20 protein-coding genes and 1 pseudogene are annotated in these 25,547 nt (G+C 43.9%); 4 read left to right on the top strand and 17 right to left on the bottom strand.

Features of this window, described 5'->3' with window-relative positions; translation table 11 throughout:
• Window positions 1–15 precede the first annotated feature (15 nt).
• Window positions 16–75, top strand: a pseudogene (locus ACESTK_RS06155) (DUF6783 domain-containing protein); the annotation flags it as partial.
• Window positions 76–170: 95 nt separating this feature from the next.
• On the opposite strand, the gene argS reads toward ACESTK_RS06155, so the two are convergent.
• From argS to ACESTK_RS06125, 6 genes are all read right to left on the bottom strand, one after another.
• On the bottom strand, window positions 171–1,937 hold the full coding sequence (gene argS / locus ACESTK_RS06150) for an arginine--tRNA ligase (protein WP_118579438.1): 1,767 nt from the start codon (window positions 1,935–1,937) through the stop codon (window positions 171–173).
• Window positions 1,938–2,109: 172 nt separating this feature from the next.
• The gene (locus ACESTK_RS06145) at window positions 2,110–2,979 is read right to left on the bottom strand and encodes a DegV family protein (protein WP_173771893.1); all 870 of its coding nucleotides are present in this window, start codon (window positions 2,977–2,979) and stop codon (window positions 2,110–2,112) included.
• A 304-nt stretch (window positions 2,980–3,283) separates the two neighbouring features.
• Window positions 3,284–4,267 carry an ABC transporter permease gene (locus ACESTK_RS06140; protein WP_373119157.1) on the bottom strand — a complete coding sequence of 328 codons (984 nt, stop codon included), beginning with the start codon at window positions 4,265–4,267 and terminating at the stop codon, window positions 3,284–3,286.
• 49 nt (window positions 4,268–4,316) lie between these two features.
• A complete protein-coding gene (locus tag ACESTK_RS06135) occupies window positions 4,317–5,723 on the bottom strand; it encodes an HlyD family secretion protein (RefSeq protein WP_373119155.1) in 1,407 nt (468 codons plus the stop codon).
• 132 nt (window positions 5,724–5,855) lie between these two features.
• Window positions 5,856–6,695: a carbohydrate ABC transporter permease gene (locus ACESTK_RS06130; protein ID WP_226854858.1), complete on the bottom strand. Its 840-nt coding sequence runs from the start codon at window positions 6,693–6,695 to the stop codon at window positions 5,856–5,858.
• Between the two features lie 3 nt (window positions 6,696–6,698).
• Window positions 6,699–7,544, bottom strand: a complete 846-nt coding sequence (locus tag ACESTK_RS06125; protein ID WP_173718311.1) for a carbohydrate ABC transporter permease — start codon at window positions 7,542–7,544, stop codon at window positions 6,699–6,701.
• Window positions 7,545–7,621: 77 nt separating this feature from the next.
• On the opposite strand from ACESTK_RS06125, the gene ACESTK_RS06120 reads away from it, so the two are divergent.
• Together ACESTK_RS06120 and ACESTK_RS06115 are read left to right on the top strand one after the other, a co-directional pair.
• Window positions 7,622–7,738 (top strand): DUF6783 domain-containing protein, encoded by a 117-nt coding sequence (locus ACESTK_RS06120; protein WP_368357298.1) that lies wholly within the window; start codon window positions 7,622–7,624, stop codon window positions 7,736–7,738.
• A gap of 25 nt (window positions 7,739–7,763) precedes the next feature.
• Window positions 7,764–8,441: a response regulator transcription factor gene (locus ACESTK_RS06115; protein WP_118579423.1), complete on the top strand. Its 678-nt coding sequence runs from the start codon at window positions 7,764–7,766 to the stop codon at window positions 8,439–8,441.
• Between the two features lie 14 nt (window positions 8,442–8,455).
• On the opposite strand, the gene ACESTK_RS06110 is transcribed toward ACESTK_RS06115, so the two are convergent.
• From ACESTK_RS06110 to ACESTK_RS06085, 6 genes are all read right to left on the bottom strand, one after another.
• Window positions 8,456–9,757 (bottom strand): sensor histidine kinase, encoded by a 1,302-nt coding sequence (locus ACESTK_RS06110; RefSeq protein WP_373119153.1) that lies wholly within the window; start codon window positions 9,755–9,757, stop codon window positions 8,456–8,458.
• Between the two features lie 12 nt (window positions 9,758–9,769).
• On the bottom strand, window positions 9,770–12,112 hold the full coding sequence (locus tag ACESTK_RS06105; RefSeq protein ID WP_373119152.1) for an extracellular solute-binding protein: 2,343 nt from the start codon (window positions 12,110–12,112) through the stop codon (window positions 9,770–9,772).
• 311 nt (window positions 12,113–12,423) lie between these two features.
• The gene (locus ACESTK_RS06100) at window positions 12,424–13,695 is read right to left on the bottom strand and encodes an ABC transporter permease (RefSeq protein ID WP_118579414.1); all 1,272 of its coding nucleotides are present in this window, start codon (window positions 13,693–13,695) and stop codon (window positions 12,424–12,426) included.
• Window positions 13,696–13,706: 11 nt separating this feature from the next.
• Window positions 13,707–15,803: an efflux RND transporter periplasmic adaptor subunit gene (locus ACESTK_RS06095; protein WP_187566051.1), complete on the bottom strand. Its 2,097-nt coding sequence runs from the start codon at window positions 15,801–15,803 to the stop codon at window positions 13,707–13,709.
• 4 nt (window positions 15,804–15,807) lie between these two features.
• A complete protein-coding gene (locus ACESTK_RS06090; RefSeq protein WP_148461915.1) occupies window positions 15,808–16,479 on the bottom strand; it encodes an ABC transporter ATP-binding protein in 672 nt (223 codons plus the stop codon).
• Entirely contained in the window at window positions 16,476–17,990 is a 1,515-nt protein-coding gene (locus ACESTK_RS06085; protein ID WP_187566050.1) for an efflux RND transporter periplasmic adaptor subunit, read from the bottom strand. The genes ACESTK_RS06090 and ACESTK_RS06085 overlap by 4 nt, the downstream gene beginning before the upstream one ends.
• Window positions 17,991–18,272: 282 nt before the next feature.
• On the opposite strand from ACESTK_RS06085, the gene ACESTK_RS06080 reads away from it, so the two are divergent.
• Window positions 18,273–19,403 carry a hypothetical protein gene (locus tag ACESTK_RS06080; protein ID WP_187566049.1) on the top strand — a complete coding sequence of 377 codons (1,131 nt, stop codon included), beginning with the start codon at window positions 18,273–18,275 and terminating at the stop codon, window positions 19,401–19,403.
• Between the two features lie 197 nt (window positions 19,404–19,600).
• On the opposite strand, the gene aspS is transcribed toward ACESTK_RS06080, so the two are convergent.
• The 5 genes from aspS to ACESTK_RS06055 all read right to left on the bottom strand — a co-directional run bounded on the left by aspS (window position 19,601) and on the right by ACESTK_RS06055 (window position 25,524).
• Window positions 19,601–21,406 (bottom strand): aspartate--tRNA ligase, encoded by a 1,806-nt coding sequence (gene aspS, locus ACESTK_RS06075; protein WP_173770072.1) that lies wholly within the window; start codon window positions 21,404–21,406, stop codon window positions 19,601–19,603.
• A 135-nt stretch (window positions 21,407–21,541) separates the two neighbouring features.
• Window positions 21,542–22,792: a histidine--tRNA ligase gene (gene hisS, locus ACESTK_RS06070; protein WP_118579399.1), complete on the bottom strand. Its 1,251-nt coding sequence runs from the start codon at window positions 22,790–22,792 to the stop codon at window positions 21,542–21,544.
• A 9-nt stretch (window positions 22,793–22,801) separates the two neighbouring features.
• The gene (locus ACESTK_RS06065) at window positions 22,802–23,377 is read right to left on the bottom strand and encodes an HD-GYP domain-containing protein (RefSeq protein ID WP_118579396.1); all 576 of its coding nucleotides are present in this window, start codon (window positions 23,375–23,377) and stop codon (window positions 22,802–22,804) included.
• A 16-nt stretch (window positions 23,378–23,393) separates the two neighbouring features.
• Window positions 23,394–24,902, bottom strand: coding sequence for a coproporphyrinogen dehydrogenase HemZ (gene hemZ / locus ACESTK_RS06060; RefSeq protein ID WP_330608485.1), 1,509 nt, complete (start codon window positions 24,900–24,902; stop codon window positions 23,394–23,396).
• Window positions 24,895–25,524: an MBL fold metallo-hydrolase gene (locus tag ACESTK_RS06055; RefSeq protein ID WP_373119149.1), complete on the bottom strand. Its 630-nt coding sequence runs from the start codon at window positions 25,522–25,524 to the stop codon at window positions 24,895–24,897. Before ACESTK_RS06055 ends, hemZ begins: the two co-directional genes overlap by 8 nt.
• Between the last annotated feature and the right edge of the window lie 23 nt (window positions 25,525–25,547).

Here is a 25,547-nt window from a genome sequence, read left to right as displayed (position 1 = left end):
CCGCAATCTGCACGTCCCACAAATTGTGACGCACATCTTGCAGAAAGCCTTTTTCAAACACGCTCTAAAGCATAACGATACAAAAAAGGAGCCGCTCACTTCCAGCTTTTCCAGAAAGTGCCGCAGCTCCATACCACAGACCATGCCCTCATAATCTGCTTATTATTTTATTACATCTTATCCGGTGCCTCGAATCCAAGCAGATCAATACTTGTCTCAAGCACTCTCTTGGTCAGCTGCAGAAGACGGATATAGGATTCCTTCTGCGCCTGATTCTCTTCGCTGAGGATCTTGGTCTCATGATAAAAGCTGTTGAATGCATTAGAAACCTCATAAATATATGCACAGATTTTATGCGGAGCTTTTTCCTCAAATGCACTCTCGATCATGCTTCCAAATCCACTGAGCTGAAGCATCAGGTTTTTCTCACTGCCGTTAGATGCCGGAAGGATCTCACCAGCTTCAAGGTTTCCGCCTGCTTCCACATAACGGTTCAGGATGGATTTGATACGAACGATTGTATAAAGGATGTACGGACCTGTATTTCCCTCGAAAGAGGTGAAGCGGTCTACATCAAAAATATAATCCTTGGTAGCCTGATTGGAAAGATCGCCATATTTAATTGCTGCCAGACCTACAATCTTAGCAGTATCTCTTGCATCTTTATCACGGACACTTCTGTTCTCTACGATCTTTGTGAACATTTCCTCATCAATATCGGCAATCAGATTCTCAAGGCGCATAACACCGCCCTCTCTTGTTTTGAACGGTTTACCATCTTTTCCATTCATAGTACCGAAGCCAAGGAAGGAAAGCCTTGTGTCTTCTTTCACAAGACCGGTCTTTCTTGCGCAGCGGAAGACCTGAATAAAATGAAGCTCCTGACGTTTGTCAACAACGTAAAGGATCTCATCTGGCTGGAACAGCTTCATACGCTCTACAATTGTGGCAAGGTCTGTAGTAGTATAAAGAGATGCTCCATCTGATTTCAGAAGCATACATGGCGGGATTTCCTTGGTATCGGTCTCCTCTTTAACGTCTACAACAAGCGCTCCCTGATCCTCATATGCAAAGCCTTTTTCCTTCATCATCTCTACCATGTCCGGAATGTAAGGCTGCGCATCAGACTCTTTTTTCCACAGATCAAAGGATACGTTCAGATTCGCATAGTTTCTCTTAAGGTCTGTAACAGAAACACTCATAATGTGGTTCCAGAGAGCCATGTACCCCGGCTTACCCTGCTGAAGAAGATGAGTTGCCTCCAGTGCTTCCTGACGGTATGCCTCATCCTCCTTGGATTTGCCGCTTGCACATGGATAAATCTCCTCAAGCTCACTGATAGTAAAAGGTGCCTCTGCAGGATATTCACCTGTATAGCTGTCATCAAAATATACAAGCTCCGGCTGTCTGTGCTTCAGCTCTGTAATGATCAGCCCCATCTGAAGTCCCCAGTCACCAAGATGAACATCACCGATCACCTTATGGCCTACGAAACGACCGATTCTCTTAATACTTTCACCAATAATTGCAGAACGGAGATGACCTACATGAAGAGGTTTGGCAACATTCGGTCCGCCGTAATCGATTACGATGGTCTTCGGCTCTTTGGCTGTGTCTGCACCAAGCTTCTCATCCTTCTCCATCTCTTTCAGATAATCTGCAAGAAACTCTTCGCTGACTTTCAGGTTGATAAATCCGGGCTTTACCATTTCTTTCATGGAAAATACTTTGGAATCTGCCAGATTGCCCACTACGTCATCTGCGATCATAAATGGTGCTTTCTTATAAGCCTTAGCTCCCGCCATGGCACCATTGCACTGGTATTCGCAAAGGTCAGGACGGTTGGAAACGCCTACTTTACCGTAGGATGAATCGTATCCTGCTTTTTCAAATGCTGCAGAAAGCTCTTCTGCCATGTAGTCTGTAAGTTTTTTCATAAATCCTCCTAAATTTTCTTCTCAGAGAGAATACTTCTGTTTTCTTCTGAATTCGTTCCGAAAATATATATTCTATTTCGGAATCTTTTCTAAAAAAATCAATTCTTTTCAATTACTATCTATAGGTGACATTCAAAACTAATGTTTATAAACTATAGCCATTTCTTAGCTTCTATGCAGTCACTTTCTTAGAACATGCGATTGCAAGAGAACCATATCCAATATGGCATGCCACACTAAGTGACAGCGGATCCATATGGATTTCCATACCAGGAAAGGTTTCCTGCATCTCCTGCTTCCACTCTTCTGCCTCTTCCGGATTACCTGTGTAAGCAGCCTGAAGACACATTTCTCCATTCTGGACAAACGGTGCAAAGCGTCCCTCAAAATCTGCCTTCATAGCCTTCAGCATAGTACGTCTGGCCTGCTTCTTGCCTCTTACCTTGGCAAAAGCATCCAGCTTCTCACCCTGGAGCTGCAGCACCGGCTTCAGATTCAAAACGGTACCTATTGCAGCTGCAGCAGGTGTGATCCTGCCGCCCTTTTTCAGATATTTCAGGGTTTCCAAGGTAATATAAATACTGGAATTAAATTTCTCTTCTTCCAGGATCTTCTTAATTTCAGCTCCGCTTTTACCTGCATCCCGAAGGGCAATCGCGTCCACCACAGATTGACGCTGGGTTACGGAAATTCTCTGATTATCTACCACGTGCACTCTGCCCTCATACTCCTGGGCAAGTCCCATTGCAGTAGCACAGGTAGCGCTGAGACCACTTGACATGGGGATCTGTACAATCTCATCATACTCTTTCAGAAGGTTGTCCCATAATCCCATAGTCTCTCCCGGGCTTGGCTGGGAAGTGGAAATAGAAGCATCCGACTTCAGCCACTGATAAAATTCATCCTGGCTCAGGGTAATTCCCTCCAGGTACATTTTCTCATTAATAAAAAAAGGCATAGGAATAACAGACACTCCAAGTCTGCGTCCTTCCTCCTGTGTAATGCCGCTGTTACTGTCCGTTACAATGGCAATCTTACTCATTCAATCTCTCCTTATCTCATAAAAACTCATGTTCCTGTTCACTTCGTTCACAGCAACAGGCTTCGCGAACCTTACCAATGAACAGTAACAAACTCGCCGCCGTCCTGCCTTTTCTTCTGGCAGCTGGTTCTTTTTTCCCAGTAAACAGCGACTGTAAATCTTCTTTCCCTATTCAGGGTCTTAAAGTCTATTATAATACCTGCGCTCCAGTCTGGCAAACACTTTAAAGAAAAGTCTCGAAAAAAATGTACCAAAATATTTCTTCATCTATAAAATTCTTTTGGCAAAAAAGAAAAAAGACAGCCTACACCGCCCCTATAAGCAGTGCTGCTGCCCCACATTTTATAATACAGCCAATTCCGCTCATCAGCCGCTCCGCCTGCGCCATAGTTTTCGGGAACATGATGTACCAGCGGAAAGCTTCCATTGTTTTCCGGAGCTTCGCAGGCAAGAAAGAGAAATCTGACCATTTGTCCGGCAGCCAGCTCTGGGGAATATGGGATAAGAGCCTTACGCAAAAAAAGAGGCCGATTCCCCACAGTAAAATTCTAATAACAAAGCAGCTACATTTTCTAAAATCAATTTTCTTTTCTCTACTTCTTTGAATTCCATTTTCCCAGGTTCCGCGCTCCATCTCATACAGCCACCTGGAAACAGTTCTTATAAGCATTACAAGAAAAGTCACTGGAAACCAGGGCAAAATCACTTCCAGCCAGCTGTCATCCACTAATATTCCGGATAGTCCGTTTCCCACGAGAAAATCAGATGCAGCACCCTCCAGATTCTGACCTTTTTTCCCTCTGATCAGAACCTGAGTACAAATCTGATTTTTTCGTGACGGACGGATAAGCATCGTATGCTGATTCCAGGATACCACACCTCGCACTTCGTAAATCTGCTCTCCCACAGTCAACTGACTTCCCGCACAATTTTCACTGCCGAAAAGCTCCAGGGCTGTGTCTTTATCGATCACGCATCCGGTTTCATCATTCTCTTCTAATAAAGCAGCCTGTCGGTCATACAAAGCAGCCATTCCCACAATGCCTGTCACCCGGGCATTTGTCTGTCTGAAATCCTCTGGATTCGTAACCACCTGAACTCCTCCATTCCACACAAAACAGAAATCTGTAATCTCATCACTACTTTGATAATTTTCCCAGATCTGCTTCGCCAGGTTTACTGCAGGATAATCTCCATACAGTTCAACCACCGCTGTATCTGTTTTTCCCACCTTCACATAATCTTTCATTCCAGAATAAAATAAAAAGGAGGCCAGCAATGCTGTCATAATTATTCTCATATATTTAAAAAAATAATTCTTCTTTTTACTTTCCATGCTAATTTTCAGAAATCCTCACCCTGCTTCCATCCTTCAGTTCCCTGTCTGCCTGGACGATCACAGCCTGATCCGTAGAAAGGCTTCCCTCACCCAATGCAGCAGTTGTCTGGTTTTTATCCTGCACAGTAACTTCCACTTTTCTTGCAACCATTACCGTTCCAAGCACTGTATTTTCTGTGTCTGTAACATACACATAGACCTTCCCATTCTCCTGGTACAGCGCTGAAAGCGGAACGCAGCAGGAATAAGGCCCAGCATCTTTTGATATGGAAAAATCTCCGCTCTGACCGATGGACAGACTGTCCGCCGGCATTATGATGGACAGGTCACGAATATCATTATCCTCCTTATTTTCTGTTATATTTTCCACTGTTGCTCCAGAAATATCATTATTGTTATTATCTGTGATTTTCACATCTGCGCCGGCAGATACATATTTTATATCATCTTTTGAGATGGTACCAGTCATTCGAAGAGCACCATCGGCTGAATATAAAACTACTGCTGCAGTCTGTCCTGTAAGGTCTCCGGTTTGCACGGACAGACTTTTGATCACACCGTCAGAAGGAGACGAAATCACTCCCTCTGTACTTTGAAGCACTGTAACCTTTTCCATATCTGCTCTGGCATTTTCCAATTCTCTTTGTACGTTCTCCAAGGTACTGTCTGAAGCCTCCGGCGTACTGGCATCGGACACCGCTTTTCCAGCACTTGCCAGAGTCTGGTTTCTTCCCGCGATCACTTCATTTAATGCTTCCTGTCTGGCTCGCAGATCATCCTGAAGGGCAGTTTCTGTGGCGGAATCATCCTCCTGTGTTACAGTGATCTCACCATCATTAAACCCTTCCTCTCCATCTGTGAAGCCACTTAAATCATCCCCGGAAGTCTTTGCTTCCTTTTCCCTGTAAAATTCGTCAAGCCGCTGTTGGGCTATCTGAACTTCCGCCCTTGCATTATCCACGGAAACATTTCCGCTTTGCACAGCCAGATCATAAGAATTTCCAGCCCATGCCTGTTCCGCTGCACTCTTCTGGCTGTTCACCTTTTTCTGGCTTTTCAGATCCTTTGCCTGCCCTTCCAGAGTTTTTACTTTATCATCCAGATTCTTCAAAGCCGCCTGAATGATGTTCTGGGATAGCTTCAATAAAATATCCCCTTTTTTCACAGTCTGCCCTGCATGTACCATCACCTGCTCCACCTGCAGATTTTCCAGTACAAACACCGCCACTTCCTGACTACCCTCCACTTTTCCAGAGCCTTTCACCTCATGAGTGATCATCTGATTTGCCGGGTTCTTAGTCTGGATCTGTATCACATTTACAGAATCCGAAACTCTTGACAATATGGTAAAAATCAGCATCATTACAAAAAACAGGCAAGTTGCCTGAATTAATTTTTTCTTCATGTCAAACTCCCATTCTGTTCCTGAACATATTTGTAAAACACTCTGCATTCTAACTATTTCTTTTAAATTCCATTGACAATATATTTTATCAAACTGTCGTTTTTTATCGTCACTTTCCAGTTGTTTCTCTTTTTATTCTTTTACCGCCGTAGAGACAATTCCCTGCTCCAGGTAGTCCTGTCCGGACAAAAATACCAGAACTGCCGGGGCCAGCGCCACCACAGAAGCCGCAAATGCAAACCCTGCCTGCTCCAACTCAATATTAGGCAGGTACAAAGACAACGGCCACAATTCTTTTGTTTTCAAAAATGCCATCGGCTGTTCGATCAGATTCCAGTATTCCAGAAAGCCCAGAACAATGGCAGAAATGACGCCAGGTGAGCCCAAGGGGATGGCAACTATAAAAAACAGTTTAAGCTCACCTGCACCGTCAAGTCTTGCCGCTTCCAGAAACGCCAGAGGAATCCCTTTGAAAAAGCGGTACATAATAAATATGGGGAATGTAGAAAAAACCGCCGGGAAAATAATCCCCAAAAGCGAGTCAAGAAGCCCAATTTTATCCAACACCAGATAATTGCCAAGAAGCATAACCTGAAACGGCATCATCATCAGTGCAATATACAAAGTAAACAATATATTTTTCCCTGGAAAATCAAATTTGGCAAATCCCCATGCAGCAGGCATTCCAACCAGAAGCCCGCCAGCGAGGGCACCAACCGTAATCTTCACCGAGTTCCAGAACATTACGAAAAATTCCGGTGAATCCAGCAATACTTCCACATAATGTTTCAGAGTCGGATATTCCGGAAACAGCTTCCAGGAAGCATATCCTTTCGCCCCCTCCTGCAGCACTGGAAACAGCAGATCTGTAAGCTCATTTTTTCCCATAAGAGAACCAACTACCAGAAATAAAACAGGAAATATAAAGACCAAAGCTAAAAGTACAAGAAAAAAACAAGTTATCTTTTTCACTTCTTAATCCTCTCTTTCCCATGCTTTTTGCAGTAAAAGTACCAGAACCATGATCGCAATTCCAGTAACCACTGCCGCAGCCGCCATCTTATCCATGGCCAGGTCTCTGTACCAGTTATTGAACAGATGCTGCAGAAGATACATGTTCTCCTGTGGATAATCTCCTGCGACCAGATAAGCCTCCCGGAATACTTTAAAGCCGTTCAGCAGCGACAGAACTACAATGGTAAAAAGAGAGGGTAAAAGATTGGGACAGGTAATCCTGGTAAAGCATTTCCAGGCACCTGCTCCATCCACCTTTGCTGCCTCATAAAGAGATTCCGGAATTGTGGAAAGGCCTGCCAGCCACAGTACAATGTCATACCCTAAATTTCGCCAAATATAACTGATCACCAGCACCCAGAAGGTAGCCTTTGTATTCAACCAGTCTATACTTTTCAACGACAACATTTCCAGAAAATGGTTCAAAAGCCCCTGTCCATTAAAGAGTACTTTCCATAAAATTGCCACAGAAGCAACTGGAATGGCCATTGGAAGCAGAAATGCGGTTTTCATCAGCTGCTTCTGATTTTTCCCAAGTCCATTTAGCAGGACAGCAGCTGCCAGTGACAAAACCACCAGTAACGGAATACAGATTCCGAAAAACCGCAAGGTATTTTTCCCGGCAAGAAGAAATGCCTGATTGGAAAATATCATCTGATAATTCATAAATCCAGTAAACACTCCATTTACAGCTCCCAAAAAAGATCTGCGGATCACATCCACATAAGGAAGCAGCCAGAATACACAGACTCCTGCAAAGCTAGGGAGAATAAATAAAATCCCTTTCAGGGCATGTTTTCTTTTCAAAAAATTTCCTCTTTTCTATCTTTCATTCAGCATTATAAAAATAGCAAAGAAATCTCTATTCTTTCTCTAAAGCGTGTTTGAAAAAGGCTTTCTGCAAGATGTGCGCCACAATTTGTGGGAGATTTTGTCCGGTTTTCAAACAGGCTTTAAAATTAATTAGAGAAATTTTAGAGATTTGCGTATATAATGGATAACAGATTATAAGAAGAGGAGTTTCTTATGAGAATCTTAATAATAGAAGATGACAAAGATCTGGCGCAGCTTACAAAGCTTGCACTTGAAAAAGAAAATTTCACGGTAGATATATGTCTGGATGGTGCGGAAGGTCTTTACTATATGCAGGAAAATATGTATGATCTGGTACTTCTGGACCGCATGCTTCCTTCCATGGATGGAACCCAGGTTTTGAAAGAAGCCAGACAGTCCAACATCTCAACCCCTGTTATTTTCCTTACGGCACTTGGCGAATTACAGGACAAAGTCAACGGATTGAACTGCGGAGCAGATGATTACATGGTAAAGCCCTTCGCCTTTGAAGAGCTTCTTGCAAGAATCCACAGCATTATGCGCCGTCCCGGAAAATGGGGTGACTTAAATCTTCTGAAGCTGGGAGATATTGCTTTTGATCCTGAATGCGGGCGCCTTACCAAGGGTGCAAAAGAATGCACTCTTTCCGGCCGCGAAAGTGCCCTTCTGGAAGTATTTCTCCGAAATCCCGGTCAGGTTCTTCCCAGAAACCTTCTTCTCTCCCGCGTATGGGGCATGGAATCCGACGTAGAAGAAGGAAATCTTGACAACTACATACATTTTCTCCGTCGCCGCCTGAAATCTGTGGAAAGCACACTGGTTCTCAAAACCATACGCGGGATAGGTTATCAGTTGGAGGTCTGCCAGTAAACAGAAATCTCATTTTATTTCGGTAATCTTATCACAAATGTACTTCCGCCACCCGGAGTATCCAGAATACGGATACTCCCTTTATGTAACGTCACAATTTCCCTGGCAATGCAAAGTCCAAGTCCAAAATGCTGTTTCTCCTTTCTGGCCGGATCAGCCCTGTAAAATCTTCGGAATACAGCCTCCTTATTCTCATCCGAAATTCCCGGACCATTATCCTGTACATAAAGCTGAAAATATTTTTCATTTTCTTTTACTCCCATTTCCATCCTGCCACCGACCGACACATAGCTTGCCCCGTTATCCAAAAGTATTCCCAGTACCTGACTGATTCTGGCACTGTCACACTTACAGATAGAAAGAGGCTCCTCTGGCAGAACTACTTTCAGGGAAATCTTTTTCCCATGCAGAATAGGCTGGTATTTCTCATATGTATCCAGAAGCAAGGTATCAAGCTCACAATCTGTCTTCATAATACTCCAGGATTTATTGTCCGCATTTGCAAGAGAAATCATATCCCCGATAAGCCGGGACATCCTGTCTCCCTCACTTTTTATGGTTTTCAAAAATCTGCCGGCATTTTCCCAGTCAGATTCCATTGCCTGTACACTTGACAATATCACAGCCAGCGGAGATCTCAGTTCATGGGATGCCGAAGCAATAAACTGGGTTTGTTTCCTTTGATTCTCTTCCAGAGGGCGAAGCATTTTTCCTGTAAAAAACCAGGAAAATGTAACCAAAGCCAGAACTGCAAGCAACACCATACCTCCAAACCAGACTCTTTGATGAAAGATCTGTGTTTTCAACCCATCAAGAGGATATATCAGCACCAGGCTTAACACGCCGCTTCCCTTAGGAATCAAGGCTGTACAGGCATAAAAATCTGAAGTTTCAAAATAAACCGTTTTGGAAAGAGAGAGGCTTCCCATATAGTCCACATCAAGCCCCTGCTCTTCCCGGGAAATTCTGGCAGCCTCTGTCAGCATATTTTCTACAGAGCTCAGATCATCTCCCTTTTTATCCTGATCTTGGCTTTCTGTATCCAGTTTATCAAAATACAGCTTTTTTCCGTTATTCCGAATGCGAAATTCCACCTTGTATTCCTGCTTTGCTTCCAGTATCCACTTGTGAGAAAGCACAGTCTGATTTTCCAGATAAGCCACACAGGAATTTCCATTATTTAAAAATCTTTCGTAAGTATTATGGGTAAGTCCCCTCTCGGAGATCACAAGACAGGAAACTGCCATCAGGATCAGTATTCCGCTTGTGATCAGTGATGCAAATATGGTCATTTGCCTGTGAAGCTTTTTAAACATCTCTTACTCCTTCTATTCTGCCAGATACAGGTTCACCTGCTGCATGACTGCATTTACCGCCTCATCAAGGCTGATTTCCCCATTCAGGTAACGCACTCCGTTTTCACAGACAGCACTGGTAATGATTGTATTATCCAAAACCGGAGTTGTAAGCATTTTTCCAAGCTGTTTTAATTCATTCACCTTATCAGCGGACGGAACTTTTATACTGTATACCAATTCCTGACCGTTCTCGCTGTTACTGCTGCCGCCAGTAACTAACACGTTTCCAGCCTCTCCCTGATTCCAGTAGTCCTCTCCATTGTAAACAGCTTCCACTACAGGGAACCCATCTTCTCTGGAAAGCATCTGTCCTTCCTCAGAAAATAAATATTCCACGAATTTCTCAGCAGCAGCTTTCTGGGAAGCTCTGGAGCTGATTCCGATTCGGCTGACCGGAATGAAACAATTTGCCATCTGCCCATTCCAAAGTGCATAGGACAAGGAAGTATCTATCTCTGCCATAGAATTTACAAATGCAAAATCCAAAGGCGAAAAAATATCACCTAAAGCAAATTCACAGTTTCGGGAAAGCAGCACGGCAGTTTCTCCCGAAATACTGCCAGCTCTTTCATATACTGGCTGTTCACTGTCATCAAAAGCCTGTGGATAAGCAGCCTTTAATTCATCCATAGCATCCTTTCCAGCCTGATAAATTCTTTCGGACTGTTCCAGAAATTCCTTGATCTTTTCTTCGTCCAGAGTTCCATCCGCCTTCATCCATGCTGCGGAATTGTTATCTGCCAGTTTTTCCAGAAGTGCCTGTGGATACATGGAATAAAGTAAGGGCAGCTTATAGATGTTTTCCGAAGTCAGTCCATATTCATCCTTGTGCTTCGTGAGCACATCAGCAAGAGAAGCCAGATCTGTCACTGCCTGCACATCCTCCTTGTTTCCCTCTATCATAGGAATTCCAAATTTCACTGGCATCTCATAGATACTTCCATCCTCTTTTGTATAAGCACTTTCTATGTTGTCCAGTAATCCTGCCTCTTTCAGAATTCCACTTAAATCCTCCAGCATTCCCTGTTCTGCATAGGTTTCGGAAGAAATTCCGTCCAGAATCAAAATATCCGGTCCTTTTCCTGCCATAATTTCCGTATTCAGTGTTTTTAACGCATCTGTACGTGTTACACCATCGTTTCCAGACATTCCGGTTTCCAGTGTGAGATAAATATCCGGATATTTCTTCTGAAACATAACAACAGCCTGTCGAATACCGGAATTCTCTTCCAGGGAATATATGGTGAGCTCTGTATCCGGTACAGTTGGAGTATCTGCTGAATACTTATAAGAAACCAGCCTTCCGCAATTTAAACCGGAGCTGTAATCAATTTCCCCAATGTAAAACACGCCTTCCTGATCCATTGCCATACAGTTAAATGCCTTATTCGAAGAGCTTATGGAATTCAGGCTTCCATCAATTACCTGCTCAATTACATTGCCGCCAAATGCATAGCGGTATAAACCAGTCTGATCCACATAGAATATGGTGTTTTTCTCATCACCATCCAAAAACAGCAAAGCAGTACCGGAGGAATTTCCAAATTCCAGATTTGCAGGAGTCTTTTTCAGCTGCGCAGTCAGTGCATCGCCTCCACCTGCCGGCTTGCCGGAAGCCACATCATAATAATGCACATCTCCATCTGCAATCACAATCAGATACTCTGCAGTCACACACATATAATCTGTGGATTTTCCTTTCTCATACTCATGAACCACAGCCCCGTCAACAGGATTGATTTCCCAGATTCCATTTCCCGAAATCTGCAAAAACAGGTTGCCATTTTCCCCAATATCTATACTCCAGGCCATGGTTTCATCCAAAGCTTCTCCGATTTCTACCTTCTTTCCTTCACCGTCAGCGGGACAATAATAATATTCCATACTTCCCATGCTGTTCTCATCTTCAGATTCTATATACACGCCAATCAGAATACTTCCGTCTCTTCCAAGCGCTGCTTTATAAATGGATTCCCCTTCCACACCGAAAAAACCGGCAACCTTCTTCCCTTCTTCCCAGATCTTGCCCTTGTCAGAGGACTGGTAGAGCATCAATTCGTAGTCACTGTTTCTTGCAAGCATTTTCAGGCTTCCCTCTTTCATAACCTGCAAATCCACAATCTCCATACATCCTTCCGGCACAGACAGTTCATTCTCCAGATACCGTCCCATTGCTTTGGATTCCACGGAATCTGCCTTGTCCTTCCCTCTGTCAGTACTGCCGCAGCCCATCAGGCTTCCCGCTCCCGCAATGCTCAGACATACTGCTGTAGAAACAGACAGAACTTGTTTCCATTTTTTATATTTTTGCATATTAAAAATCTCCTTCCAGTGGTATGCAATAATCCTACCAAAGGAATCTCTATGTAATCTCTAAACAAGTATATCATGTTTCCCCTTATATTTTGCAAAATTATAACCGACGAAACATAACATTGTCTATAGCCTGTCCTAAAAGCATTTCCACAATCTGCACACTCCACTTTACCCAAATAACAAAAAAACATACTTGGACACATGAATTGACTCATAAAAAGAACGGCCGTTAGCACAAATCATCTAATTTATGCTTTCAGCCGTTCGTTTTTATAACAATATTAACATTTATTGCAAAATATTAACCATTACTCACTTCTAAGTGCATCAATCGGATTCAGGTTGGCCGCCTTAACAGAAGGAAGCAGACCAAAGATGATACCGATCAGCATAGAGAATACTACAGAGCCTATAATCGCCGGAACGCTGATGGCTGTAGGTGAGCCTGCCACCTTGGATACTACTTTTGAAAGTCCGATTCCAAGAACAACTCCGATAATACCTCCAACACTGGTAAGTACTGCTGCCTCCGTCAGGAACTGTCCCAGAATCACCTTCTTTCTGGCACCAATTGCCTTCTTCAGACCAATCTCCTTGGTACGCTCGGTTACAGATACCAGCATGATATTCATAACACCAATACCTCCAACCAGAAGAGAAATACTTGCGATCCAGATCAGCTGGGAGTTGGTGCTCTCACTTAAATCCTGAAGATCCTTTACCCGCTGCATAACATCATCTGCTTTATACTTGAAGCCGCTGCTTCCACTGCCAGTGCTGCTGATAGATTTATTCAGGATTTTCGCCACAGCTGAACCTGTTTCACTCATGTTGTCCGTGCTGTCTACTTTGACGATCGCATTCTCAGGCTCATCAAATTTGTAAGAAATCGGCCAGCATTTATTTGGAATCATTACGGTTCCAATTACATTTTCATAATAGCTGTTGAAATCACTCGGTGTATCCATGTTGGGCAGGCTGTCAGCCGACTGGCGTACAACTCCTACAACTGTATAGGGTTCAGAACCGATCTCAATGATTTTTCCCACCGGATTCGCTCCCGGAAACATGGTATCAGCAGCATAGCTGTCCACCAGTGCCACCTTGCGGAAATTATCATAGTCAGCCTGTACAAATCCCCTTCCGGAACGAACCTGATAACCGCAGGTATTCAGATAATTGGTATCAATGCCATAGACCTTACCACCGGAAAAACTGCTGTTCTCATAGTAAACACTGCTGTTGTAGTCTGTTCTGCTGTAAAAAAATGTTGCATTCTCCACATGGTCTGTTTTTAACACTTCATCCTTCAGGCTCTGACTGAGGATCGGTGTAGAGCCGGAAGAACTGCCATCATAATAATCCACACTGTAAGCACTGTCACCCTGTGACAAAGTTACATTTACCGTGTTATTTCCAGAACCGATCAGGTTATCCTTAATCTGCTCACTCGTTCCCTTAATCGTGGAAACAATGGCAATAATAGATGCAATACCGATAATAATACCCAGCATTGTAAGGAAAGATCTCATCTTGTGTGACCAGATTCCCTGGAATGCCAGACGTATATTTTCAAACATGAAATCCCTCCTTAACCAAGACCGCCATATGATGTGGAATCATATCCCATAAACGTATCCAGCGATCCTTCCTTTGTCTTCATACCTTCTTTAATGGATTTCGAATAAGGGAATGCAATCTTGTCATCCATGGACAAGCCGCCGCTTACCAATACATAAGCACCACCGTTTACATTCTCTTTTACCTTAACGATCTGTTTCTTCAGCACACCATTGTCATCCTTGTACACATAGCTTACGCCGTCTTCCGTACGGACAAAAGCCTTGGAAAGAACAATGCCGTCAGTACTCTGCGCCTGCTGTTCCAGCTGGATATCCACCCAGTCTCCAACACTTACCTGCACGGTGTCATCTGTGATCTTGGCAGTAAAATTATAAGAAGAAACATTTGGATTGCTGTCTCCATAGTAATAATAGGAGCTGTCTCCATCAACTGCATAATCAGAAACCTGGATCACCTCAGCCTCAAAATTCATATATCCATTCTCACCATAAGAATTACAGTTCAAAATTGTGCCTTCCTTCACCTGGTCAAGCATAAGTTCCCCTACAGTTCCCTGTACGTAATAGCCGTCTTTGCTCTTAACGATCATAAAGGAATCAGATTCTGAATTGGTACCTGTAGCTGCATCTCCCACAGTGGTTACAATACCATCCAGCTTACTGGTGATCAGCTGTCTGGCAGCTTTCTTCTGAAGCTTACTGATACTGATCTCACTCTCCTGCACATCCAGTTCCAGACTGGCAATCCGGTTCTTCTGGATCTTAATGGCCTCAGAACGGGACAGGGAAGAGCTTCCGCCACCACTGCCTCCATCACCAGGAATATCCGGCTCGTCATCTCCATTATCATACTGCATAGCCCCGTCAAGGGTAAAATCCATTTCTGCAAAACGGTCAACCGGATTGCTGAGCATATTTCCATCGACCAGATAGTATCCGGTACAGGATCCTTTTCTGTTGGTATAATCAGCAATGGTATCCTTCTTATGGAATTCCAGCAGATACCAGTATCCGCCCGGATGAAGAAGAATGGTTCCGTCAGCATTATAGCCAGCCATCTTATTCAGAAAAGCCCCGGTTACATTAACCTTGCCTTTTGCACTGGAACAAAGATACAGATAAGGATCTTCTTCGGTTCCTGTTCCCTGATAAGGTTCTGTATCATAATCCAGAGTCAGGTAAAAAGGTTCCTCTCCATCTACAAATCCGTCATTTCCAACGGTAGCATTATTCTGTGCGGAACCAGAATTGCTTCCATCTGAAAATCCTCCCTGATTCGTGTCTGAAATATCACTGCTAAAACCATCACTGGAAGGTTCATCATAAAATCCGGAAGCAGTACCCGGATCGCCGGTACTATCCTCTGAATCATCTTCAGAATCATCTCCGGAATCAGCTTCTGTATCAACAGAAATATCTCCTGTGTCACCGCTTGTCATTTCATCTGCAGAACCAATATCTCCGCTTCCCGTTTCCTGGGTATCTGCAGAAGTAATTTCCCCATTTCCAACTGCCTGAGCGTCTGCAAATCCATCTGTCACAGCAGCCAGAAGCATTGGCTGCAAAACAGCTGCCAGATAATGATCAGAAGCAGTTACTGCGGAAGACAGTTCATCATCTCCCATAGAATCTGAGCTGTCATCTTCTGTAGAATCCTTTCCTGAATCAATCAGATTGTCTGCGGAGGAAGAATCGGAATCAAGAATCGGTCCGCCATTTTGCAGGCTGGCAAGTCTTTTCTTTGCAGCAGCAAGATCCTGCTGCTGCTTCTGAAGCTTCAGCTTGGCAATATTCAGTTCCATTTCCACAAGAGTCATATCAAAGGATATCAGCTTGTCTCCCGGCTTTACCTCATCCCCTTTGCTCACATAAACTTCCTGGATTATCATGTCTTTCTCTACGGAAATCCTCTGTGTTGCATTGGCATATACAGTTCCACTCAATGTAGCATCGGAATCATATCTCTCACCTGCCAGATCACTGACGCTTGCCACCAGCACTTCCTTCTGGCTTCCTTTCCGTACATACATCAGTCCGCCGCCAATACCGGTTCCTACAAGGGCTGTGACTACCACACCTATTATAATTTTCTTCGCTTTTCCCATAGGATCACCTCTTTTCCTGAAGCTCACCGTCACGGATCATAACTACCCGCTTGGCATGTGCTGCAATATCCGGATCATGAGTGATCATAAGAACAGAAACACCTTCATCATTCAGCTTCTGGAAAAGCTCCATAACCTGTCTGCCAGACTTACTGTCCAGTGCACCGGTAGGCTCATCAGCCAGAAGAAGTCTTGGATTATTTACAATGGCACGGGCTATGGCAACTCGCTGCATCTGTCCCCCTGAGAGCTGATTGGGTCTGAAATCCACACGGTCTGCAAGCCCCACCCGGTCAAGTGCGGCAAAAGCGCGCTCGCGTCGCTCCTTCTTCGGCACATGAGCATAGTTCAGCGGCATTTCCACATTGGAAATAGCAGACTGCCTCGGAAGAAGATGAAAACTCTGAAATACAAATCCAATCTTGTTCAGACGGATATCTGACATCTCATTCTCAGAACATTTGCTGATGTCCTGCCCATCCAGGAAAAAAGTTCCCTTGGTTGCCTGATCCAGACAACCGATTATATTCATCAATGTAGATTTACCAGAACCGGAAGGTCCCATAATGGCTACATATTCGCCCTCTTCCATGGAAAAGTTTACGTCCTTCAATACGGGGACAATCATTTTTCCCTGCTGGTAATCTTTATAAATCCCCTTCAGTTCAAGTATCATCCTGCGGCCTCCGTATCACCAGAACCATACTGTCCAGGCTCATCAATGCTCTCATCAGTAAAATCTTCTGAATCATCCTCTGTAAAATCTTCATCTGAGGAATCTTCTGAAAAGTCTGTATAATCACCATCAATGGCTGCATCCATGCTTTCATCAGAAACACCTGTCTCAAAGTCCGCACTGGAATAGTCTCCATCCATAGGCTCCATGGTATCCCCGTCTGAGTACTCACTGCCATCCAGGTTACTTTCCATATCAACAGCCTCCAGATCCTCATCTGTCATCTCAGATACGTCCTTTGTCCGCATTCCCTCTGCCAGGCTGTCTGATGGGAACGCAATACTGTCATCTTCTTTAAGGCCATCTGCGATCTCATATTCTGAAAGATCATCATCATGCTGTCCAAGAACAACGGAGCGCTTCTCCAGCCTTCCCTTGGAATCTACAGCCCACACATATGGGTTTTCTGTATCTGCATCTACAATATAGTAGTCTCCCAGCCAGATGCCTGTCTTCTGGTCTTCCTGTCCTTCGTCCATCTCTATGTATACATGCTGACCCAGCATTAACCCCTCTGAGGAATCCAGTGTCACATAGAAAGGATAGGTACTGGAACTTGTAGTATCATCACCGCTGGACATTCCAAAATAGGAATTACTGCTACTGCTGTTCGTAGAATTCTGCTCGTCCACAGCCCCCATAGTTCCATGCCAGATCTGATTCTCATCAACTCTGGAACGCACAATAACTGCTGAGCCTGGAACAACCGTATTACGGTTCTGCTCATTTACCTGCCCCTTAATACGGTAAGCACCTGTACTGAGAATAGTGATAAAAGAATTATCAGAAGAATCACTTCCGGAATCAGCTCCCATGCTGTCATCCAGAGTATCTCCATCATCGCTTCCCAGCTTACTGGTATCAATTTTCTGGATGACTCCGTCGATTTCGCTTCGTACTTCTGTATTGGTGGTAGCTGCCTGCAGCTTATCAATCTCTGCCTGCTTGCTCACCTGGTCATATTCGTTCTTCTTCAGATTCATCTTATTCGTCTCAATCTCAATGGTATAAGAAAGCTGGCTGTTCTTATTGGCTTTCTTTTTCTCTTTCTCAAGAGTGGAAATTTGTTGATTAAGGCTGAGGGCTTCATTCTTCAACCGGTCAAGAGCCAGCTGCGCTTCCTTCAGGCTGTCCTGGATACTGCTCAGGTCGTATTCAAAAAGCAACTGTCCCTTCTTTACCTCATCTCCAACCTTCACCTTTACTTCGGTAACAGTCCGATTGTTCTCAATATTTACCTTTACCGTCTCCTGAGGTTCTACCACGCCTGCGAACCGGTTCAGCACTCCGGAATCTTCTCCAAGAAGAGTGCTGATCTTAGTCACATATGCAACTTCACCAGAAGCCGCTGCAGAATCCCCATAATTTTCTTTATAGTAATACCAGCCACCGGCACCAGCTGCTCCAGCAAGAATAATCAGCCCTCCGATGACAAAACCTTTTTTCTTCATGGTTACCTCCTATACGATAACTCAATGGTTTTTCAATATCTTTTGCAATTATAACAGATATATTTCCACATCTGTCATCTGCATTTACCCTGTTTATAATAACAGATTCAGCCTCAAAAGAAAAGTGTTCTAAGCTGATAATGCATTTTTCACAATTTATTCACTTTTTTTTTAGAAATATCGTCTAAATTTTAGGCATTTTTGACTTTTATGAAAAAAAATGGTATAATAAAAAAGTTTTATAAACATTTTACGTAATAATTTGAAAGGAAAGAACCCTGTATGAAGTCAGTCAGATTTCTGCTTCCTCTTCTTTTGCTTCTCTGCACTTTTTCACTGTGCGGCTGTACCGGCAAAGAGGAGAAAAAAATCGAGGACGCAGTAAAGCAGGAACTGGATCAGCTAAAGAATCTGGATTCCATTACCACACAGAAATACATCTCCTACCAGGAGCTTTTCCCCGGTGAACCCGAAGATATCGCTATTTCTTCTGATATTGAAGAAGTCTTTTCTCTCTTTTTCCAGGATTTTGACTATAAAATTCTGGATGTTAACGTAGACAAGGACAGACAATCCGCACAGGCGAATCTCAGGCTGGTCACTCTGGATGCCCATGCGCTTGCTGAGGATTTTTCCAAGGCGCAGCTGAAGCATGAAATTTCCCAGTCCGCTTCTTCTGAGGAAGCCACAGAACAGACTATTTCCCTTGAAGAACGCTACATGCTTCTGGATGAACTGCTTAAGAGTAATGACTATCAGACTGTGGAGCGTAACTGCACCATCTCCTTAGACGCCTCAGATAAAGACGGCGAAACCAGTTGGGAGATCCGGCGCACCAATACACTGGAAAACGACCTTGTCGGCGGTCTTATGAACAATCTCACAGACCCGGATATTTTATCACCGGAAGACACAATCTTAGTTTATCTGAATACCCTGAAAAATATGTCAACAGAGGAACTGGGCAATTATTTAAATGCAGATTCCATTATCAGCACAGAAGATCCTGCAAAGATCAGTCTGGCAGAAGCACTGGTAAAACAGGTTCACTCCACCTTTGATTATTCTATTGGGGAAACCACTGTTTCCGGCTATACAGCCACAGTTACAGCCAATATTACCACCTTTGACAGCGATGCTATTCTGGAAAATTATCAGAAGGAGCTGGATACCTATCTTGCCTCTGTGGATGCTGTTATCGACGGTGCTCAAAAACGATATGAAAAGTCCTACAGTCTGCTTCTTGAATATATTGAAGAAAATACAGCTACTAAAACAGTGGAAACGACTTTCACACTGATCAACGACGGTGCTTCCTGGAAACTGGAAGACGCAGGAACTGTGTTCGGACAGGCATTGTTTGGAACTTTAAGTTCCAGCCCGGTAGAAGACAAGCAGGAAACCAACGGATGATATAGTTAAAATTTACGCCTCTGCAAACTTGTGCAGGGGCGTTTTTATTTGTGCTGACAGCGAACCCAAAGTCCATGCCTGCCAGAGCGTGACAACATTCTTCCATAAGAAAAATCCCACCCATTTTTGCAGGCAGGATTTTTCAGTCAGCTTATTCCAAGTTATAAACTAAGTTATCTCTTGTTGTATTTCTTTTCTTATTCCTCAGTCTCTGGAGCAGCTTCTTTCTCAACTTCAAGTCCCAGCTCGTCCAGCTGTGCTTCGCTTACGCGCTGCGGTGCCTGAGTCATCAGACAGGATGCATCTTTTACCTTCGGGAATGCAATTACGTCACGAATACTGTCAACCTTGGCAATGAGCATAACCAGACGGTCAAGACCATAAGCCAGTCCGGCGTGAGGCGGAACTCCGTATTTGAATGCATCCAGAAGGAATCCGAACTGCTCATGGGCAGCTTCCGGGGTAAATCCAAGCTCTTTAAACATTCTCTCCTGAATATCATCCTGATGGATACGAACACTGCCGCCGCCGATCTCGTTACCATTCAGTACAATATCGTAAGCCTTCGCACGAACAGCGCCCGGATCTGTGTCGAGAAGCGGGATATCCTCATCCATCGGCATTGTAAATGGATGGTGCATAGCTGTGAAACGGTTTTCTTCCTCGCTCCACTCAAGAAGCGGGAACTCCGTTACCCATACGAAGCGGTATTCGTTCTTGTCAAGAAGATCCATCTGTTTTGCAAGCTCCAGACGAAGTGCGCCAAGAACATCATAAACCAGTTTCTTCTTATCCGCTGCAAACAGAAGCAGGTCACCTGCTTTACCGTCCATAGCAGCTACAAGAGCATCCATCTCCTCATCTGTCATAAACTTGGCAAAGGAAGACTTTCTGGTGCCATCTTCTGCGATTGCAATGTATGCAAGACCTTTTGCACCATATCCCTTGGCAAACTCTACTAACTTATCAATTTTCTTACGAGGCATGCTGCCCTGGCCTTCTGCGTTGATACCACGAACGCTTCCACCAGCTTCAAGAGCACCTGTAAATACGGAGAATCCACAGTTCTTCACAATATCGCTTACATCATGAAGCTCCATGCCAAATCTCATATCCGGTTTATCAGAACCGAAACGATCCATTGCTTCCTGCCATGTGATTCTCTCGATTGGAAGTTTCACATCGATACCAAGAACCTCTTTGAACAGGTAGGAAAGATATCTCTCATTTACATCGATTACATCATCTACATCTACGAAAGAAAGCTCCATATCGATCTGTGTGAACTCCGGCTGACGGTCAGCACGAAGATCCTCATCACGGAAGCATCTTGCAATCTGGATGTATCTGTCATATCCGGAACACATCAGAAGCTGTTTGTACAGCTGCGGTGACTGCGGCAGACCATAGAAGCAGCCAGGATGTACACGGGATGGCACCAGATAATCTCTTGCACCTTCAGGAGTACTCTTTCCAAGCATAGGAGTCTCAATCTCCAGGAATCCCTCGTTTGTAAAGAAGGATCTTGTCAGCTGCATTACACGGCTCTTCAGGATCAGGTTTCTCTGGAGATCCGGACGTCTTAAGTCAAGGTAACGGTATTTCAGACGTACATCCTCTTTTGTTTTGCTGTTCTCCTCAACCGGGAATGGCGGAACTTCTGCCTCGGAAAGAACACGGAGAGATTTTGCTCTCACTTCGATCTCACCTGTTGCAAGATTCTCATTTACTGCACCACCACGTTTCTCAACGGTTCCGGTAACTGCGATCACAAACTCACTTCTCAGCTTGCCGGCTTTGGCAAAGCCTTCCTCATCAATGGAACCATTTTCAAAGATCAGCTGCATAATACCACTGCGGTCACGTAAATCTACGAAAATGATTCCTCCTTTATCTCTTGCTTTCTGAACCCATCCCATAAGTGTTACTTCGCTGCTTACCATCTGTGTGGTCACTTCTGCACATCGACAGGTTCTGTGCAGTCCCTGCATACTCTCAGCCATTTTAAGGCGCCTCCTTATTCTATGGGGTTTCCCCCAGCTTTCTCAGATTATGAACCATTCAGCTGTATTGCTTTAAATAATCCATAAAATATCATTGACGGCTGTTTTTCAAAAACAACACGTTAAATCTCTTTATCAGCGTTTAAAGAATTCCACAAATTCCGTATAGCCTTCAGCTGTCATCTGGTCTTTCTGGAATTTCTTATTCTTCTTCATAATAGAGATATTGACTTGAACTCCGGTCTTTCTCTCTTCTTCTGCCTGACGGAAAATCTCAATCAGCTTGTCTGACGGCATATTTTTCTCAATAAGATATGCCTTCTTAGTCTTTGCTGTAGGAATCTGATATCCTCTTTCAAGAAGGAGCATAACAATACGCTCAAATCCAATAGAAAATCCGCATGCACTTGTATTGTTTCCTGTAAATTTACCAATCATCTCATCATAACGTCCGCCGCCGCCAACGCTGCCGCCAAACTCATCCATGGAAATTTCGAAGATCGGACCGGTGTAATAAGACATGCCGCGAACCAGTGTAGGATCAAATGCCATCTTAAAGTCAGCAGTCTTCACAGCTTCCACAGTGGAAATGATCGTCTCGAGATCTGCTGCGATCTGTTCATCAAGAACATCTGCCAGTTTCTCCTTGCAATATCTTACGCCCTGGATATCTGAGCTGATTTCTTTAAACATCGCAAGATAAGTATCAATGCTTTCTTTTGCAAAGCCTTCCTCTTCCAGTTCTTTCGCTACGCCCTCAAGACCAATCTTATCCATTTTGTCAAGAATGATAAATACAGTATCAAAGCTTTCCTTCGGAAATCCGCTATACTCAGCCATAGCCTTCAGAATACGGCGGTCATTGATACGGATAGTGAAATTATGGAAGTCAAGCTTGCCAAGAAGTGTAGTAGTCGCAAGTACCAGCTCGATTTCTGCCATATAAGTAGGCTCACCTAAAATGTCAATGTCACACTGCATAAACTGACGGAAACGTCCTCTCTGCGGACGATCAGCTCTCCATACATATCCCATCTGAAGTGCCTTAAATGGTCCAGGCAGTTCATTAGAGTTATTTGAATAATATCTGGAAAGAGGTACTGTCAGATCATAGCGAAGACCTGAATCCACAAGATCAGCTTCTTCTTTTGCCTGGTCAAGTTTCAGCTTCTCACCTCTTTTTAAGATTTTGAAAATCAGCTTCTCGTTATCACCGCCCTGTTTGCTGCACAGGTTCTCAATGTGCTCCACTCCCGGAGTCTCAATTGAAGTAAATCCAAAGGAACCATATGTCTCACGGATCAGTCCTGTAACGTAGTTACGGACTTCCATCTCCTTTGGTAAAATATCTTTCATGCCGGTAACCGGCTTCTTCTTTAATGCCATGTGTCCTCCTTATTTACCAGCCTGGCTGGCGTGTACTACTCTTTGAAATGCAAGAAATACTTCCAGATCAAAGTTTTTTATTTCATCTATCATCAATTCCATCACAGTATGCTTATCAAAAGCCTTGCGGTAAGACCGCTCCTGACTCAATGCACAGAATACATCGCATACACGAAGAATCCGGGCACCAATGGGAATCTCCTTCCCTGCCAGATTGGACGGATAACCGCTTCCATCGTAATTTTCATGATGATAAAGAATACTCTCAAGAACAAAATCCGAATAGCCCTGGTCTTTCAGTTCCTCATAGCCAAGTGTAGAATGCATGCGGACATATTTCAATTCCTCAATTACCATGGGATTACTTTCCTGCCCGTTGATATAGCTTCTCAGTTTCAGCTTTCCTATGTCGTGAAGCATTCCTGCAATTGCAAGATCGTAACACTGCTCATGAGGAAGTCCAAGCTCCTTACTTAACGCGTACGCCAGATTACTCACTGCGATTCCATGCCTTAACTCTGCTGATAAATCAAATTCCAGAACTCTGTCGGATGTTTCTGACTGTTCACTGGAAAGCTTTTCCAAGAATTTTCCCTCCCTCCTACAACCAGGTTCCAATTCCTGTTCGCTTTCTTTCAATCATCTCATCAATACGGGCAATATAGCTTGTGACATCTTTCACATTCTCCACCCGCTCAATACGTTTGCCATGGTCAAAGACCAGTTTGGAAGAACCGCCTGCTCCAAGAGCAATGATCGGTTGTTTTTCTTCCATAATCAGTATATTGTAAATCCCGGCTTTGTCAACCTTTGCATAGCCTACATTTTCAAAATTTCCCTTCATATTCTTCTGACGGTACAGATAGTAAGGTCCCATTTCCATGGAATATGCAGTCTGCTGTGTCAGATCCATGATCTCCTGGTTATTTTCAAATGTCATCTCCTGATATTTGTCCTTAAACATATTCAGGCGTGCTGCACGCTTCACAGCCAGAGAATGTACGGTAAGGCTGTCCGGGGAAAGCTCTTTTACTTTCTCCAATGTGTATTTCACCTTGGAAATATCCTCTCCAGGCAGTCCTACAATGAGATCCATGTTAATATTGTTATAATTCAGTTCTCTGGCAAGATGGAAAGCTTCTATGGTCTGTGCCACAGTATGACGTCTTCCAATGATTTCCAGAGTATCCTGATTCATGGTCTGGGGATTAACAGAAATTCTGGTCACAGGAAATTCTTTAATTGTCTCAAGCTTCTCCCTTGTAATACTGTCTGGTCTGCCAGCTTCAATGGTAAATTCTACAAGTCCATCAAAACCAAAGGACTCTCCCAGCTGTTCAAGAAGCCTTTTCAGCTGATACGGCTCTAACGTGGTAGGTGTGCCTCCGCCGATATAGATCGTATCCAGCTTGTAGTTCTTCATCATCCTGGCCGTTTCGCGAATTTCCAGACATAAAGCATCCAGATATTCATCTACTCTTTTTGCCCAGAGCTTCAAAGGGTAGGAGCTGAAGGAACAATACAAACAGATACTTGGACAAAAGGGAATACCTACATATAAGCTGTAACCATGCTCATAATCAATATCCTGAAGAAGTGCCCGCTCCCTGTTTGCTATGGTGATGGCAAGAGCAGTTTTCTTTGCGCTTACCAGATAACGCTCCCGCATTTCCTGTGCGATCTCGGTATTTTTCATACCACTCTCGATCATCCCCATGGCAAGCTTGGCCGGACGGATTCCCGTAAGATTCCCCCATGGAAGGTTTCTGCCGGTAAGCTTCACCAGAACATTGTACAGTGCATATTTCAGACTGTCCTTGTTGGCTTTACGAAGCTCATGGGCATCCATGAGTTTCTCATGAGTTTCCTGACTGGAATCCCCGTCTGCCCCCCGGATCACCTCTGCGCTGGCAACACCTTTTTGATCCTTCGTCTCATATTTTATAACAAAATTGTCATTTTCTTTTTTCACAGTAAAGAAGATATCGTACTCCTCTTCGTCTTTTTCGTAGAGGCTGTGGATATCTCCTTCCGGATAAAATGCTTTTATTAATTCATATATATCATGCTCGAAATCCCTGTCAAGCAGCAGGATTCCTATTTTACACAAATGGATTGTACCTCTTTTCGTAACCGATAGTTGTAGATGTATCATGCCCCGGATAAACATTTGTTTCATCTGGAAGGGCATTTAACAGCTTATGAAGGCTCTCCCGGATTTCACGGGAACTGCCGCCTGGAAAATCCGTTCTTCCAACAGAACCGCAGAATAATGTATCCCCGCTGAACAGAACCCTTTCGTCTTTCAGATAGTAGCAACAGCTTCCTTTCGTGTGTCCTGGAGTGTGGAGCATCTGAATAGAAAATCCAGCAGCTTCAAATACTTGCAGGTCCTCCAGAAAAACATCAGGACGCACAGAACATGGTTTATGCATCCGGTCAGTCATATTCACAGAAGGCTCCCGAAGCATTTCTTCTTCCTGGCGGCAGGCATAAACCGGAATCTGATACTCAGCTTTCACAGCCTGTACTGCCATAATGTGGTCAAAATGGCCATGAGTCAGAAGGATTCCTACCAGCTTTGCACCCATATCTTCCACCTTCTGAAAAATTCTCTTCGGTGAATCTGCCGGATCAACGATCAGCGCTTCACCGGTTTCTTTATTTTTTAAAAAGTAGCAATTGGTATATACAGGGCCAAGAACCATCTGCTGTAATTCAAGTTTTCCCATAGATTATCCTTTCATGGCAGCTG

It is taken from the genome of Ruminococcus sp. Marseille-P328, assembly GCF_964249465.1.
In the GTDB taxonomy this organism is placed as follows: Bacteria; Bacillota; Clostridia; order Lachnospirales; family Lachnospiraceae; genus Blautia_A; species Blautia_A faecis.
This window is presented reverse-complemented; position numbering and strand designations above follow the sequence as displayed.